This window comes from Rhizobium fabae (assembly GCF_003985135.1).
Taxonomy (GTDB): domain Bacteria; phylum Pseudomonadota; class Alphaproteobacteria; order Rhizobiales; family Rhizobiaceae; genus Rhizobium; species Rhizobium pisi.
The window spans coordinates 122,544-136,328 of sequence record NZ_ML133657.1 but is presented as its reverse complement, the minus strand read 5'-3'; the positions used below and the strand labels follow the sequence as shown (position 1 = coordinate 136,328).

Below are 13,785 nucleotides of genomic sequence, written 5' to 3'. Positions count from 1 at the left end.
TGGATTTATCGCGACCATGCTGCATCGTCGCAGCGTGTCAACGAAGAGGAGGCAGCCATGGCTCGCAAACACCTCACCGACCTCAGCTTTTGAGGTCACGTCGAAACGGCGTAAATCCTTCCCATCCGAAGCCCGGGTCAAGACCGGTTCGCAAACCGTTCATGGGAACGTCGAACTCATCGAAAAACTCGGGCGCAACGACCCCTGCCCCTGCGGTTCCAGGAGGCGGTTTCAAGAATTGCTGCCTGCAATCCGGCCGCTATGACGGCATCGAGCGGGATCACTATTTTTAGAGACCGTGACTGAGGATGACGGCGCCCCTTGTAGAAGGGCGCCGTCGGTTATTGTGGTCAGACCGATATGCCGGATCACAGCTTGAACGTCTTGACCTCGTTGCCCCGCTCGATGGTCCGGTTGGCGACGAAGCGTCCGGATTTGGCCGCCTCCTGCTTCTCAGCCTCGATTTGGTGCAGCATCGCTTCGAGACGCCGGAGCGCCAGCGCTTTGTTGCGGTGCTGGGAGCGCTCGTCACGCGCCGTCACCACGAGACCGGTCGGCCGATGCAGGACGCGAACCGCGCTGTCAGTCGTATTCTGGTGCTGCCCGCCCGGCCCGCCGGCTCTCAGCGTCTCGAAACGCAGATCGGCCGGATCGATCGTCACCTCGCCGCCCTCCGATCTGGAATCGATACGCTGAACCGCCACGTACCAGTTCTGCCGCTTGTGACCGGGACGCGTCGGGCTCTTGAAGGTGAACCGGATCGTGCCGCAATAGCCGGCGGCGATCTGCTCCGCCCCTGGACCATCAATGCTGACGATCGCCGACTTCGCACCGTGCTGGTCCGGCATCGGACCAAGGCTGGCCTCGAAAGAGCAGCCAAGCCCGATCGTCTCGCGTTCGAGGATGCCCAGAAGGGCAGAAAGCGCGATCCGGCACTCCACCGGCCCGTTGCCCGACGTCACGAGAAGATCAATAGCGCTCATGACCGCGCCCTCCTTCCCTGCGATAGTCGGGCTTTCGCCGGCGCTGTTCGACCTCCGCTTCGTCAACCGCCTTCTTGAAGGTGACAAGCGGCCGTAAGCTGGCAAGTCCGACGATCAGACCTTCATTTTCGAGATCGCTCACCACCTGCCCGGCATCCTTGTAGGCCGACGCCGCTTCCTCGACGACGAGAGCACGATCGTCGCAGATGGCGATACCGCCCCAGGAATTGCGCAACAGCTGTTCGCGTTCTGACCGATTGCGGCCGACGCGTCCATGCATGGTGGCGCGGTCATATTTGCGGCCGGCGCCATGAGAGATGCCGCCGAGCGAGCGGCTGATGCCGGCGCCCGCGACAACTAGGTGGCTGAGGCTGGCGCGCGATCCCGCAATTGGCGCGAGTTCGCCTGTTGTGACCGCCGCCGCGCCCTTATAATGCACAAACCCGCGATCGCTGCGACGAACGAGATTGTGCGGGATATCGGCGATGAGGCTGAGATCGGCGCGAAGGGCCGCAGCGGCCCGCGCGGCAATGAGCCGCCGGTTCAGCGATGCCCAGGCAACGCAGCGATCATGGCTCGCAAGCCAGGCAGAACCCGTCTCCGAACCGGGATCAAGACCGGCTGCAAGCCCCGAATGAGCAGCCACGGTCTCCGAGAAGACCGCAGCGCCAAGGGCGCGTGAGCCGGAACGAACGAGCAGATATAGCCCCTGATCGTCGAGACCGGCTGCACCTGCGCCTTCGGCAAGAGTTTCCACGGCCTGCAACTCGCAGAAATGGTTGCCGCCGCCAATCGTGCCCAAGGCGTCTGGTGCGAGGTCTACGGGCAGACCCGCCTCGGCGAGCAAGTCGCCAGCTTCTCCGATTGCTTGCGTTTCAAGCCGGCGGAGTCGTTCCACGGCCCTGTCGATCTTCAATTTGCGCAGCGGCAGATCGAGAGCGAAGAGCGACATGCCGCAGCCGATGTCGTTGCCGATCAGCAGCGGGTGCAGCCGGGACGACAACAGCGCCACGCCGGTCGCACCGTATTTGCCGGGGTGCAGGTCCGGAAAGGCTGCGATTTCCAATACGCCCGGCAGGCGGGACATTTCGTCGAGCTGGTTCAAGGCCGCGCCTTCGATCCAGGCAGAACCGGAAAAGAAACGATTGATGACCGCCGGACGAGCCGCCGACGTCATCGGGGAGCTTCCGCTCCCGATAGGATTGCCCATGATAGTGAACTCTGGATATGAGTGGTCTTTCATCGCCACAAACAGCGATGTTCAACCGGCATGCATCAGCCCGTGGCTGACTTAAGCCGAAACCCTCGCGGGGCGTGCTGAGATTTTTGTCATCGTGCGCTCCCTTTCCAGAAACAAATGATGCCGCCCCTTTAGGCGAAGCGAAAAACAAATGCAAGCCTGAGGCGTGTCAATTGCCGAACGACTTCCTGTAGGCGCTCGGGCTCGTCCCGAGCCGCCTGCGGAAATGATGCCGCATCGTCGCCAGCGTGCCGAAGCCGCTTGATATCGCGATGTCGTCGAGCGGTACCGCAAGCTGCTTTTCGAGAAGGTCGCGCGCATGGCGCAGCCGCTCCTTCAGCAGCCATTCGCCGACGCTGAGACCCGTCGTCGCCTCGAAGCGGCGCTGGAAGGTGCGCATGCTCATGCCGGCCCTCCTGGCAAGCAGGCTGATCGGCTGCTCCTCGGAAAGGCTTTCACGCATCCATTCGATCAGCGGGCCCAAGCGAATACCTTCGCGCTCCTCGGGAACCGGCGCGCTGATGAATTGCGCCTGGCCACCCTCTCGATGCGGTGGGACGACGAGGCGGCGAGCGACGCTGTTTGCAGCCTCCGAGCCGAAATCGCCGCGCACCACATGCAGGCAGAGATCGATGCCGGCCGCACTGCCGGCCGCTGTCAGCAAGCTGCCCTCGTCGATATAGAGAACACCGGCATCGAGCGCGATATCGGGATAGCGGGCTGCAATCGAGGCGACATAGCGCCAATGTGTCGTCGCCCTGCGGTTGGCGAGCAATCCGGTGCCAGCAAGAACCGCAACGCCGGAGCAGAGCGACATGATGCGCACACCGCGCCGATGCGCGGCCCTGAGTGCCGCGGCGAGCGGCTCCGGCACCGGCGCATCGATCCCCCGCCAGCCGGGCACGACGATCAGGTCCGCCTCGTCGAGCACCTCCAGGCCCTTGTCGACGGCGACGGTCAATCCGCCGGCGGCGCGAAGCGGCCCCGGCTCGATGCCGCAGACCGAGAAGCGATACCAGCCTTCGCCCATCTCAGGACGCGGCAGTCCGAAGACCTCATAGGCGATGCCAAATTCGAAGGTGCAGAGCCCGTCATAGGCAAGGGCTGCGACCAGCGGTCCTCTCGTTTGCTGTAGCGATACGTTTGGCATGATCTTTACGCTGTCCGTCATGATGGCCAATTTCAGAAAGCTCTAGCATCGGCGATACCAGGCGGCAATTCCAACACTCAAAGGAAAGACCGATGCCAAGCCCCGTTGCCGAAATCCCAGCCGCCGAACCCGATATCGCCGCCGCCCACTATGCCGCCAAGCTCGCCTTCGAGACCGATTGTTCGGATGTCCACGCCGCCTTTGCCGCCGGCAAGAGCGATTTCGTTCTCCTCGACGTGCGCTCGCCGGCGCTGTTTGCCCAGTCCCACCTTCCGGGCGCCATCAACCTGCCGCACGGCAAGATGACCGCGCATCGCATGTCGGAATGGGCAAGGGATACGCTCTTCGTTGTCTATTGCGCCGGCCCGCATTGCAACGGCGCCGACAAGGCCGCCCTCCGCCTCGCCAAGCTCGGCCTCAAGGCCAAGCTGATGATCGGCGGCATGACCGGCTGGGCCGACGAAGGCTTTGCCTTCGAACAGGGCGTTCCCGTAGCAGCCTGATCAGCCCTCCCTTCTCCCCGACCGGGGAGAAGGGAAATCGCGATCGTCAGAACTCGACGACCACCTTGCCGAAAGGTCCGCGATAGAGATGGTCGAGTGCCTGCGGGAATTCTTCGAAGGCATAGCGTTTGTCGATGACCGGCTTCAGCCAGGTCTGGTCGATTGCTCGCACAAGATCTTCAAGTGCGCGGCGATGGCCGACGGAAATGCCCTGCACGACAGGCGTCTTGAGCAGCAGCGGGCCGGCCGGGCCGGAGACCTCGAACCCTTCGAGCACGCCGATGACGGAAATACGGCCATTGATCGCCACCGCCTTCAGCGCCTGGCCGAGATGCGGGCCGCCGACGATTTCGAGCACGTGGTCGGCGCCGTAGCCGCCGGTCAACTGATAGAGCTGATCGACCCAGTCACCCTCATGACGGTTGATCGCATGATCGGCGCCGAGGGCAAGGGCACGCTCGAGCTTCTCCGCGCTGCCTGACGTGATGAAGACCTCCGCGCCATGCGCCTTGGCGATCTGTAGGCCGAAGAGCGCCACGCCGCCGGTCCCCTCCACCAATACCTTGTCGCTGGCCTTCAGGCCGCCGCGTTCGATCAACGCGAACCAGGCCGTCAGGCCGGCACAGGGCAAGGTGCTCGCCTGGGCCGCGTCGAGCGTGTCAGGCGCGCGCGAATACCATTCTTCGGAAAGCACGGTGTATTGGGAGAGAACGCCCGGATAAAAGCCGCCGCGCGTCTTGTAAGGCGGCGTGCGCGCATCGCCCAATCCGCGTCCATCGATCCAGTCAGGCGAAAAGGTCGAGATGACCCGATCACCCGCCTTGAAACGGGTAACGTCGGGACCGACGGCCTCCACGACGCCGGCCATATCGGAAGCCGGCACGAAGGGAAATTGCAGCGGCAACCCCATGCCGCTTTCCATCACCAACCTGTCGCGAAAATTGAGCGAGACGGCTTCCGTGCGGACCAGAACCTTGTTTCCCGAAAGAGGCTCAAGCCTGCGCTCGCCGATCGTCAGCCGGCGATCCGGTCCGACCGTGTCGATCTGCCATTCCCGTGTGGTCTGCATTGCAGTGCTCCTTGTCCATTGCAGGGAGCAAGAACATATCGTTGAATATTTCGCACCAGTTGCGATATTAATTCGTCAGAATGGTTCCATGAAGGAAACAAAATGGAGCAGCTGAAGGGTATCTCAATCTTCGTCGAAACCGTCGAGGCCGGCGGCTTTTCGGCTGCCGCCGACCGGCTCCATCTCACTCGATCGGCGGTCGGCAAGACCATCGCACGTCTGGAACAGCGCCTCGGCGTGCGCCTTTTCAACCGTACGACACGCATGCAGAGCCTCACCGAGGAAGGCCGCTTCTTCTACGAGCGCTGCCTGCGAGCGGTCGAGGAAATTCGCCTCGGAGAAGCTATGCTGGAATCCGGCCGGCGTGACGTGCGTGGCCGATTGCGCATCTCCATGCCCGTGCTTTTCGGCCGCCGCTGCATCGCGCCGATCCTAGAGACCCTGCTCGACGAACATCCGGATCTCGAACTCGACCTCTCCTTCAACGACCGTATCGTCGATCTGCTCGAGGATGGTTTCGATCTTGCCATCCGCAACAGCCCTCTGAAGGACAACCCGGATCTGATGGGCCGGGCGATCGCCCGCCACCGCCTGACTGTCTGCGCATCGCCTGCCTATCTGGAAAAACATGGTGCGCCGCAGACGGTCTTCGACATTCCGCTGCATGAAGGCATCGTCTACAGGCGGGGCGATGACGACAGGGGCTGGATCTTTCCCACGGCAGCCGATCCCCAGCGGCGGATACCGCCGAAGGCGCGTCTGCGGCTCGACGATCTCGCTGCGATTTCCGATGCGGCCGTCGCCGGGCGCGGCCTTGCTTGGCTGCCCTGCTGGCTGGTCCGCGAGGAGGTGCTGGCGGGCCGGCTCATTCAGGTGCTGAAGCCTGAAACGGCCAATGTCTTCGATGCCCATGCCGTCTGGCCGCGCTCCCCGGTCATGCTGCCGAAGGTGAGACTTGCGATCGATACCCTCGTGGCCAGATTGCCGGCGATGATGGACTGAACCGTTCGGCGCTGCTCGTTCAATGGCGGGCTGCTGCCGAGAAGTGATGCAGCTTTCCAAGAGAGGATAATCGGTCAGCTTCCTCGAGGATCCGGCCGCAGCCCGCCGATGAAGAGCTGTTCGAGAAAGCGCGCGGCATCTTCGAAGCGCCCTTCGCCGGAATGCTCCTGCCCCAGCACGGCGCGCACCTGGACATCGAAATCCGCATAATGCTGTGTCGTCGACCAGATCGAGAAGATCAGGTGGTAGGGATCGCATTTGGCGATCTTGCCGGATTTCGCCCAGGCCCGGATGACCTCCGCCTTCTCGTCGACCAGTTGCTTCAGCGGCCCCTTCAGCTCGTCCTCGATATGCGGCGCGCCCTGCAGCACCTCGTTGGCGAAGAGCCTGCTTTCGCGCGGAAAATCGCGCGCCATCTCCAGCTTGCGTCTGATGTAGCTGCGGATTTCCTCTTCCGGATTGCCCTCGGCATCGAAAGCGCGCAGCGGCTCCAGCCAGGTGTAGAGCACCCGGTCGATCAGCGCCCGGTGCATGGCTTCCTTGGTGCGGAAATAATAGAGCAGGTTGGGTTTCGACATGCCGGCCACTTCGGCGATCTGATCGATGGTCGAGCCGCGAAAGCCGCGTGCCGAAAACACGTCGAGCGCCGCTTCCAGAATCTGCTCTTCCTTCTCCTCCTGGATTCGCGTCCGCCTCAGGGTCTTCGCTGCTCTCGGAATAGCCATCGGCTATTGTTTCCCCTTGAAATTCAACTTCTTCGCTCAAGTTTCGGCTGAGGGAGGCTCCCGCCGCTTTCTTGAGCAACTGCCCGCATTTTTATCGGCAATTTTCGTGATTTTCGTCTTGAGCCCGGCGGTGGAAGTTGTAATGTTTACCAATCGGTCAAATTATCCGCCAGATGAAAAACAAAGGCAACTGGCGATTTTCCGGCGCTCGACAAAACCAATAAGAGGCGCGGGAAGAGACCACGGGAACAGGCGGGCATGCCACTTCGCATGACTGCCGCAAACAGGTGAGGGCATAAGAATGGTGGCAGCACCAGGCGAGAACATGCGCGTCAATGGCGACCGTCTCTGGGACAGTCTCATGGACATGGCGAAAATCGGCCCCGGCATTGCTGGCGGCAACAACCGCCAGACGCTGACGGATTCGGATGCCGAAGGCCGCAGCCTTTTCAAGACATGGTGCGACGAGGCGGGCCTCACCATCGGCGTCGACCGCATGGGCACGATGTTCGCCACCCGCCCCGGCACCGATCCCGATGCCCTGCCGGTCTATGTCGGCTCGCATCTCGACACTCAGCCGACCGGCGGCAAATATGACGGCGTGCTCGGCGTGCTTGCGGGCCTCGAAGTCGTGCGCACCATGAACGATCTCGGCATCAAGACGAAACATCCGATCGTCGTCACCAACTGGACGAACGAGGAAGGCGCGCGTTTTGCTCCGGCCATGCTCGCCTCAGGCGTCTTCGCCGGCGTGCACAGCCTGGACTTTGCCTATAATCGCAGGGATCCCGAAGGTAATCTCTTCGGCGACGAGCTGAAGCGCATCGGCTGGGTCGGCGACGAAGAGGTCGGCGCGCGCAAGATGCACGCCTATTTCGAGTACCACATCGAGCAGGGGCCGATCCTCGAGGCCGAGGAGAAGCAGATCGGCGTCGTCACCCACTGTCAGGGCCTGTGGTGGCTGGAATTCACGCTGACCGGCAAGGAAGCTCATACCGGCTCCACGCCGATGAACATGCGCGTCAATGCCGGCCTTGCCATGTCGCGCATCCTGGAAATGGTTCAGGGTGTCGCAATGGGCGAACAGCCGGGCGCCGTCGGCGGCGTCGGTCAGGTGTTCTTCTCGCCGAACTCCCGCAACGTCCTGCCGGGCAAAGTGGTCTTCACCGTCGACATCCGCTCGCCCGACAAGGCCAAGCTCGATCGAATGCGGGCAAAGATCGAGGCGGAAGCGCCTGGCATCTGCAACGCACTGGGTGTTGGCTGCTCCATCGAAGCGATCGGCCATTTCGCGCCGGTCACCTTCGACGAAAAGCTCGTCACCTCCGTTCGATCAGCCGCCGAACGCCTCGGCTACAGCCACATGAACCTCATCTCCGGCGCCGGCCACGACGCCTGCTGGGCCGCCAAGGTCGCGCCTGCCACCATGGTCATGTGCCCCTGCGTCGGCGGCCTCAGCCACAACGAGGCAGAGGAGATTTCCAAGGAATGGGCGACGGCGGGTGCCGATGTGCTGTTCCATGCGGTTGTGGAGACGGCGGAGATTGTGGTGTGATGGCGTCGGACTTGCCAACGACCTATCTCGATTATGCCGATGCCTTCAAGTTCGGAAGTCGGCGAACTGCTGAAGACCTTGCATGGGCCAATGCCAATGTGACGCCGGTGAACGAAGGGCCGTGGAGCGATATCCCTGGTGCGCCAGTTTTCTACATTGGCATCAACATGGCAGGCGAGCGAACCAAGCTTCCGCAGATATCGAGCTTCTGGCGATATAAACCTTCTGGTGTTCAATTGGCCGATTCAGATGACCGCGACCCAGATGCGCCCCACCAGACCTATTATATCTCGGGGCCTGGGCCTGGCATCGTTCGGATCAAACTCGGCCCTTCCATGCCCGGCATACTGATCGAACGCCCCAAAGGCAGCCAACCCGTACAGTCAACCGGACTGATCGACGGCAAGGATTTTTACTTTCGCGAAAGCGATGGTTTTTGGTCCTTGTCAGTCGGCGGCACCGATGCCGTCGAGCAGCCCGACTGGTATTATGAGGAAGAGCATGACGCGCCAGATGAGTTGAGCGAGGCGGACGTCTACAGCCTTATCGCCAAGGGTGCGGAACTCCTTAGAAACGGCACGCCCACGATGGCAATCGAGCCATAAGAGCAACAAGATCGCGGGGAAAAGGAACAGCAGCCATGACCACAGTCATCAAAAACGGCACCATCGTCACGGCAGACCTCACCTACAAGGCTGACGTGAAAATCGACGGCGGCAAGATCGTCGAGATCGGCCCGAACCTGTCGGGCGATGAAACGCTCGATGCCTCCGGCTGTTACATCATGCCCGGCGGCATCGATCCGCACACCCATCTCGAAATGCCCTTCATGGGCACCTATTCCTCCGACGATTTCGAGAGCGGCACGCGCGCGGCCCTTTCCGGCGGCACGACGATGGTGGTCGATTTCGCCCTGCCCGCCCCCGGCCAGTCGCTGCTCGAGGCGTTGACCATGTGGGACAACAAGTCGACCCGGGCCAATTGCGACTATTCCTTCCACATGGCGGTCACCTGGTGGAGCGAGCAGGTCTTCAAGGAGATGGAGACCATCGTCCGCGACAAGGGCATCAACACCTTCAAGCACTTCATGGCCTATAAGGGTGCGCTGATGGTCGATGACGACGAGATGTTCGCCTCCTTCCAGCGCTGCGCCGAGCTCGGCGCCCTGCCGCTGGTGCATGCGGAAAACGGCGACGTCGTCGCCTCGATGTCGGCAAAGCTGCTTGCCGACGGCAATAACGGCCCCGAGGCGCATGCCTATTCGCGGCCCGCCGAGGTGGAAGGCGAAGCCACCAACCGCGCCATCATGATCGCCGACATGGCCGGCTGCCCCGTCTATATCGTCCACACCTCCTGCGAACAGGCGCACGAGGCGATCCGCCGTGCCCGCGCCAAGGGCATGCGCGTCTATGGCGAACCGCTGATCCAGCACCTGACGCTCGACGAGAGCGAATATTCCAATCCGGATTGGGATCACGCCGCTCGCCGCGTCATGTCCCCGCCCTTCCGCAACAAGCAGCATCAGGATAGCCTCTGGGCTGGCCTCGCCTCCGGCTCGCTGCAGGTGGTCGCCACCGACCATTGCGCCTTCACCACGGCGCAGAAGCGTTTCGGCGTCGGCGACTTCACCAAGATCCCGAACGGCACCGGCGGCCTCGAAGACCGCATGCCGATGCTCTGGACGCACGGCGTCAACACCGGCCGGCTGACGATGAACGAATTCGTCGCCGTCACCTCGACCAACATCGCCAAGATCCTCAACATCTATCCGAAGAAGGGCGCGATCCTCGTCGGCGCCGATGCCGATATCGTCGTCTGGGATCCGAAGCGCTCCAAGACCATCTCCTCCAAGGCCCAGCAGTCGGCGATCGACTACAACGTCTTCGAAGGCAAGGAAGTGACCGGCCTGCCGCGCTACACGCTGACGCGCGGCGTGGTCGCGATCGAGGAAGGCACCATCAAGACCCGCGAGGGCCATGGCGAGTTCGTCAGGCGCGAGCCGGTCACGGCCGTCAGCAAGGCATTGTCCACCTGGAAGGAGATCACCTCTCCGCGCAAGGTGGAACGCACAGGCATTCCGGCAACCGGCGTATGACGATGCCCTATGACGATACGGCCATCAACCGGGGATCGACGCCTCCATGCCGATGACCTCACGCCGGCACCAGCACGTCCAGTTCCGGCAGAAGCACGACGCTTTCCTGCTCGTTCGGATCGGTGCGGGCGATGATCGCCGTGCACGGCGTGCTGCTGAGGTTTGCCGGCATATGCGGCACACCGGCCGGGATATAGAACAGTTCGCCGGCATGAACGACGACGTGCTGTTCCAGCCGGTCGCCGTACCAGGTGTGGGCCTCGCCGGAGAGCATGTATATCGCCGTCTCGTGCGCCTCGTGCAGATGCGCCTTGGCGCGGACGCCGGGCGGGATCGTCAGGAGGTGCATGCAGATGCCCTTGGCGCCGACCGTCTCGGCCGCGATCCCCTGGAAATAGCTGAGCCCCTGCTTGCCGTCATAGGCATGGTTGGGGCGAACGATGTGGCAGGTGGGCTTTGATGTCACGTCCATCCTCATCCTCCATGGAATGTATCGTCGATAAAACCGGCGGTAATGATAGCACGCAAACCGCGTTTCCGCGGCGAAAACAAGATCGGTCGCATTGATGCAAGCACCCTCCGTCGTATCCGCCAAGGATCTCTGTCTCACCTACCAGGCGAATGACGGCCCGGTGCGGGCGCTGAGCGATGTCAATCTCGATGTGCGCAAGGGCGATTTCGTCTCTTTCATCGGCCCGTCCGGCTGCGGCAAGACGACGTTCCTGCGCGTCATCGCCGATCTCGAAAAGAGCACTTCGGGCGAGATCTCGATCAACGGCATGACACCGGAGGAGGCCCGCAAGGCCCGCGCCTACGGCTACGTCTTCCAGGCGCCGGCGCTCTATCCCTGGCGCACCATCGAAAACAACATCGCCCTGCCCCTGGAAATCATGGGTTATGGTGGCGCCGACCGGACGAGGCGCATCGCCGAGGCGCTCGATCTCGTCAGCCTTTCCGGCTTCGAGAAGAAATTCCCCTGGCAGCTTTCCGGCGGCATGCAGCAGCGCGCCTCGATCGCCCGCGCCCTCGCCTTCGACGCAGACCTGCTGTTGATGGACGAACCCTTCGGCGCGCTGGATGAAATCGTCCGCGACCATCTGAACGAAGAGCTGCTGAAGCTCTGGGCCCGCACCAACAAGACGATCTGCTTCGTTACCCACTCTATCCCCGAGGCCGTCTACCTCTCGACCAAGATCGTGGTCATGTCGCCGCGCCCGGGCCGCGTCACCGATGTGATCGACTCGACGCTGCCCGCCGAACGGCCGCTCGACATCCGCGACACTCCCGAATTCCTGGAAATCGCTCACCGCGTTCGCGAGGGGCTGAGGACGGGGCATAGCCATGAGGTTTAGGCGATTGCACCCTCTCGACACCACATGGGGGCGAATCCCATGAAGTCAGACACCTTCAAAAACAAGATCGTCCCCGTCACCACCATCCTGCTCGCTCTCATAGCCATCTGGTATATCGCCGCCGTTCTCATGAATGCGCCGTTCCAGCGCGACATGGACAGCCGCGCCGGCGCCACGCCCACGACCTTCGAATTCATCGGCAAGACGCTGGCGCAGCCGAAGCCGATCCTGCCGGCGCCGCATCAGGTGGCGCAGAACGTCTACGAGAATACCGTCCTGCGCAGCCTTTCGAGCAATCGCAGCCTCGTCTACCACGGCTGGGTAACGCTCTCCTCCACCCTGCTCGGCTTCGGCTTCGGCATGTTGCTCGGCATTCTTCTCGCCGTCCTGATCGTGCACAACCGCGCCATGGACCGCTCGCTGATGCCTTGGCTGGTGGCGAGCCAGACCATACCGATCCTTGCCATCGCGCCGATGATCGTCATCATCTCCTACAATGTGCTGACCGGAGACAATGCGCTGGCGCATCTCCTGAACCTCGATTCCGACGCCTCCCGCCTCGTCTCCAAGGCGCTGATCTCCACGTACCTCTCCTTCTTTCCCGTCGCCGTCGGCATGGTGAAGGGATTGCGTTCGCCTGAAATCATCTATCTCGACCTGATGCGCACCTATTATGCGAGCCCGATGCAAACCTTCTGGAAGCTGCGCGTTCCGGCGTCGATCCCCTTCCTCTTCACCTCGATGAAGGTCGCGATCGCCGCGAGCCTCGTCGGCGCCATCGTCGGCGAACTGCCGACGGGTGCTGTCGCCGGCATCGGCTCGAAGCTGCTTGCCGGTTCCTATTACAGCCAGACCATCGATATCTGGGCAGCGCTCGTCGTCGGCTCGCTGCTTGCCGGCGTTCTCGTCGCGATCGTCGGCCTTGCGGGAAAGATCGTCGACCGCGCCATGGGAGGGAGGCCGGCATGAGACATCTGACCTTCTCCTGGCAGGGCGTGACCGCCCTCCTTCTCTGCGTCGCGGCGCTGACGAGCCTGCCCCTTCTGGGCGAGGGCGCGACGCGACCCGTGAGCGACGGCGCGGCGAGCCTCATCTTCATCATCGTCGCCGCGGCCGCTCTCCTGTCTTTTGCGCCGCAGCCGACGGCCTATCGCGCCACCGTGCTGTTCATCGGCGCGCATGGCGCCGCCTGGATGCTGCTTTCGGCTCTTTCCGGCAACGAGGCGACGGCAACGCGGGCTTTCTTCCTGTTGCTTTTCGCCTCCTGGCTGCTGGCCTGGCGATGCGTCACGGAGCTCTCGAAACTGCAACCCATTACCGCTGTCGGCAAGTCGGCGCTCCAGCTCCTGATTCCGGCGATCTTCGGCGCCTGGATCCTCATTCTCTGGGAGGCGGTCACGCGCGGCGGCGGCGTCCCCTTCATTCTGCTGCCGCCGCCGAGCGCCATCGGCACACGCATCATGGCCTCGCTGCCGATCCTCCGCGACGACGTCAGGCAGACGATCTTCAAGGCGGTGCTGATCGGCTATGTCGTCGGCTGCCTCAGCGGCTTCGTCGCGGCGGTGCTGGCCGACCGCATTGCCTTCCTGCGCCGCGGCCTGCTGCCGATAGGCAATATGGTGTCGGCGCTGCCGATCATCGGCATCGCCCCCGTCATGGTCATGTGGTTCGGCTTCGACTGGCCGTCGAAGGCCGCTGTCGTCATCATCATGACCTTCTTCCCGATGCTGGTGAACACGGTCGCCGGCCTTGCCGCCTCCGGCAGCATGGAGCGCGACCTGATGCGCACCTATGCCTCGAGCGACTGGCAGACGCTGCTGAAACTCAAGCTTCCGGCGGCGATGCCCTTCATTTTCAACGCACTGAAGATCAACTCGACGCTGGCGCTGATTGGTGCCATCGTTGCGGAATTCTTCGGAACGCCGATCGTCGGCATGGGCTTCCGCATCTCCACCGAGATCGGCCGCATGAATGTCGACATGGTCTGGGCGGAAATCGCCGTTGCGGCGCTGGCCGGCTCGATCTTCTATGGCGTCATCGCCCTGACGGAACGGGCGGTGACTTTCTGGCATCCGTCTATCCGTGGTGGCTAGGCGCGCACGGGCTTTGCA

At 62.7% G+C, this 13,785-nt stretch carries 15 protein-coding genes; 9 read left to right on the top strand and 6 right to left on the bottom strand.

Annotation, left to right across the window (positions count from 1 at the left end; translation table 11 throughout):
• Positions 1–16: 16 nt before the first annotated feature.
• Positions 17–265 carry an SEC-C metal-binding domain-containing protein gene (locus EFB14_RS25035; protein WP_126829306.1) on the top strand — a complete coding sequence of 83 codons (249 nt, stop codon included), beginning with the start codon at positions 17–19 and terminating at the stop codon, positions 263–265.
• Between the two features lie 103 nt (positions 266–368).
• Here the strand turns inward: EFB14_RS25035 and prfH are convergent, their stop codons facing one another.
• The 3 genes from prfH to ftrA all read right to left on the bottom strand — a co-directional run bounded on the left by prfH (position 369) and on the right by ftrA (position 3,394).
• A complete protein-coding gene (prfH, locus tag EFB14_RS25030) occupies positions 369–983 on the bottom strand; it encodes a peptide chain release factor H (RefSeq protein WP_126829305.1) in 615 nt (204 codons plus the stop codon).
• A complete protein-coding gene (locus EFB14_RS25025) occupies positions 970–2,160 on the bottom strand; it encodes an RNA ligase RtcB family protein (RefSeq protein WP_245438305.1) in 1,191 nt (396 codons plus the stop codon). Before EFB14_RS25025 ends, prfH begins: the two co-directional genes overlap by 14 nt.
• 232 nt (positions 2,161–2,392) lie before the next feature.
• Positions 2,393–3,394 carry a transcriptional regulator FtrA gene (gene ftrA / locus EFB14_RS25020; protein WP_126829303.1) on the bottom strand — a complete coding sequence of 334 codons (1,002 nt, stop codon included), beginning with the start codon at positions 3,392–3,394 and terminating at the stop codon, positions 2,393–2,395.
• A gap of 71 nt (positions 3,395–3,465) precedes the next feature.
• On the opposite strand from ftrA, the gene EFB14_RS25015 reads away from it, so the two are divergent.
• Positions 3,466–3,876, top strand: coding sequence for a rhodanese-like domain-containing protein (locus tag EFB14_RS25015; protein WP_126829302.1), 411 nt, complete (start codon positions 3,466–3,468; stop codon positions 3,874–3,876).
• Between the two features lie 46 nt (positions 3,877–3,922).
• On the opposite strand, the gene EFB14_RS25010 is transcribed toward EFB14_RS25015, so the two are convergent.
• Positions 3,923–4,945: a zinc-dependent alcohol dehydrogenase family protein gene (locus tag EFB14_RS25010; RefSeq protein ID WP_126829301.1), complete on the bottom strand. Its 1,023-nt coding sequence runs from the start codon at positions 4,943–4,945 to the stop codon at positions 3,923–3,925.
• A gap of 102 nt (positions 4,946–5,047) precedes the next feature.
• Here EFB14_RS25010 and EFB14_RS25005 point away from each other — a divergent pair, with 102 nt between their 5' ends.
• On the top strand, positions 5,048–5,947 hold the full coding sequence (locus tag EFB14_RS25005) for a LysR family transcriptional regulator (RefSeq protein ID WP_126829300.1): 900 nt from the start codon (positions 5,048–5,050) through the stop codon (positions 5,945–5,947).
• A gap of 74 nt (positions 5,948–6,021) precedes the next feature.
• Here the strand turns inward: EFB14_RS25005 and EFB14_RS25000 are convergent, their stop codons facing one another.
• Positions 6,022–6,672, bottom strand: a complete 651-nt coding sequence (locus tag EFB14_RS25000; protein ID WP_125845241.1) for a TetR family transcriptional regulator C-terminal domain-containing protein — start codon at positions 6,670–6,672, stop codon at positions 6,022–6,024.
• 301 nt (positions 6,673–6,973) lie between these two features.
• Between EFB14_RS25000 and EFB14_RS24995 the strand changes: the two genes are divergently transcribed.
• From EFB14_RS24995 to hydA, 3 genes are read left to right on the top strand one after another with little or no spacing between them, the layout of a single operon-like run.
• Positions 6,974–8,227 carry a Zn-dependent hydrolase gene (locus EFB14_RS24995; protein WP_126829299.1) on the top strand — a complete coding sequence of 418 codons (1,254 nt, stop codon included), beginning with the start codon at positions 6,974–6,976 and terminating at the stop codon, positions 8,225–8,227.
• Positions 8,227–8,832, top strand: a complete 606-nt coding sequence (locus EFB14_RS24990) for a hypothetical protein (protein WP_126829298.1) — start codon at positions 8,227–8,229, stop codon at positions 8,830–8,832. The genes EFB14_RS24995 and EFB14_RS24990 overlap by 1 nt, the downstream gene beginning before the upstream one ends.
• A gap of 35 nt (positions 8,833–8,867) precedes the next feature.
• Positions 8,868–10,322 (top strand): dihydropyrimidinase, encoded by a 1,455-nt coding sequence (gene hydA / locus EFB14_RS24985; protein WP_126829297.1) that lies wholly within the window; start codon positions 8,868–8,870, stop codon positions 10,320–10,322.
• A gap of 58 nt (positions 10,323–10,380) precedes the next feature.
• Here the strand turns inward: hydA and EFB14_RS24980 are convergent, their stop codons facing one another.
• On the bottom strand, positions 10,381–10,794 hold the full coding sequence (locus EFB14_RS24980) for a cupin domain-containing protein (RefSeq protein ID WP_125845237.1): 414 nt from the start codon (positions 10,792–10,794) through the stop codon (positions 10,381–10,383).
• A 94-nt stretch (positions 10,795–10,888) separates the two neighbouring features.
• Here EFB14_RS24980 and EFB14_RS24975 point away from each other — a divergent pair, with 94 nt between their 5' ends.
• The 3 genes from EFB14_RS24975 to EFB14_RS24965 are packed head-to-tail and all read left to right on the top strand — an operon-like array spanning position 10,889 to position 13,767.
• Positions 10,889–11,674 (top strand): ABC transporter ATP-binding protein, encoded by a 786-nt coding sequence (locus EFB14_RS24975; protein ID WP_092752951.1) that lies wholly within the window; start codon positions 10,889–10,891, stop codon positions 11,672–11,674.
• Between the two features lie 39 nt (positions 11,675–11,713).
• Positions 11,714–12,643, top strand: a complete 930-nt coding sequence (locus tag EFB14_RS24970; RefSeq protein ID WP_126829296.1) for an ABC transporter permease — start codon at positions 11,714–11,716, stop codon at positions 12,641–12,643.
• The gene (locus tag EFB14_RS24965) at positions 12,640–13,767 is read left to right on the top strand and encodes an ABC transporter permease (protein ID WP_126829295.1); all 1,128 of its coding nucleotides are present in this window, start codon (positions 12,640–12,642) and stop codon (positions 13,765–13,767) included. Before EFB14_RS24970 ends, EFB14_RS24965 begins: the two co-directional genes overlap by 4 nt.
• Positions 13,768–13,785: the final 18 nt, after the last annotated feature.

Excerpts from the sequence above, each read along its gene's own strand:
- EFB14_RS25035 (WP_126829306.1), top strand. The coding sequence starts at position 17 with ATGCTGCATCGTCGCAGCGTGTCAACGAAGAGGAGGCAGCCATGGCTC.
- prfH (WP_126829305.1), bottom strand. The coding sequence starts at position 983 with ATGAGCGCTATTGATCTTCTCGTGACGTCGGGCAACGGGCCGGTGGAG.
- EFB14_RS25025 (WP_245438305.1), bottom strand. The coding sequence starts at position 2,160 with ATGACGTCGGCGGCTCGTCCGGCGGTCATCAATCGTTTCTTTTCCGGT.
- ftrA (WP_126829303.1), bottom strand. The coding sequence starts at position 3,394 with ATGACGGACAGCGTAAAGATCATGCCAAACGTATCGCTACAGCAAACG.
- EFB14_RS25015 (WP_126829302.1), top strand. The coding sequence starts at position 3,466 with ATGCCAAGCCCCGTTGCCGAAATCCCAGCCGCCGAACCCGATATCGCC.
- EFB14_RS25010 (WP_126829301.1), bottom strand. The coding sequence starts at position 4,945 with ATGCAGACCACACGGGAATGGCAGATCGACACGGTCGGACCGGATCGC.
- EFB14_RS25005 (WP_126829300.1), top strand. The coding sequence starts at position 5,048 with ATGGAGCAGCTGAAGGGTATCTCAATCTTCGTCGAAACCGTCGAGGCC.
- EFB14_RS25000 (WP_125845241.1), bottom strand. The coding sequence starts at position 6,672 with ATGGCTATTCCGAGAGCAGCGAAGACCCTGAGGCGGACGCGAATCCAG.
- EFB14_RS24995 (WP_126829299.1), top strand. The coding sequence starts at position 6,974 with ATGGTGGCAGCACCAGGCGAGAACATGCGCGTCAATGGCGACCGTCTC.
- EFB14_RS24990 (WP_126829298.1), top strand. The coding sequence starts at position 8,227 with ATGGCGTCGGACTTGCCAACGACCTATCTCGATTATGCCGATGCCTTC.
- hydA (WP_126829297.1), top strand. The coding sequence starts at position 8,868 with ATGACCACAGTCATCAAAAACGGCACCATCGTCACGGCAGACCTCACC.
- EFB14_RS24980 (WP_125845237.1), bottom strand. The coding sequence starts at position 10,794 with ATGGACGTGACATCAAAGCCCACCTGCCACATCGTTCGCCCCAACCAT.
- EFB14_RS24975 (WP_092752951.1), top strand. The coding sequence starts at position 10,889 with ATGCAAGCACCCTCCGTCGTATCCGCCAAGGATCTCTGTCTCACCTAC.
- EFB14_RS24970 (WP_126829296.1), top strand. The coding sequence starts at position 11,714 with ATGAAGTCAGACACCTTCAAAAACAAGATCGTCCCCGTCACCACCATC.
- EFB14_RS24965 (WP_126829295.1), top strand. The coding sequence starts at position 12,640 with ATGAGACATCTGACCTTCTCCTGGCAGGGCGTGACCGCCCTCCTTCTC.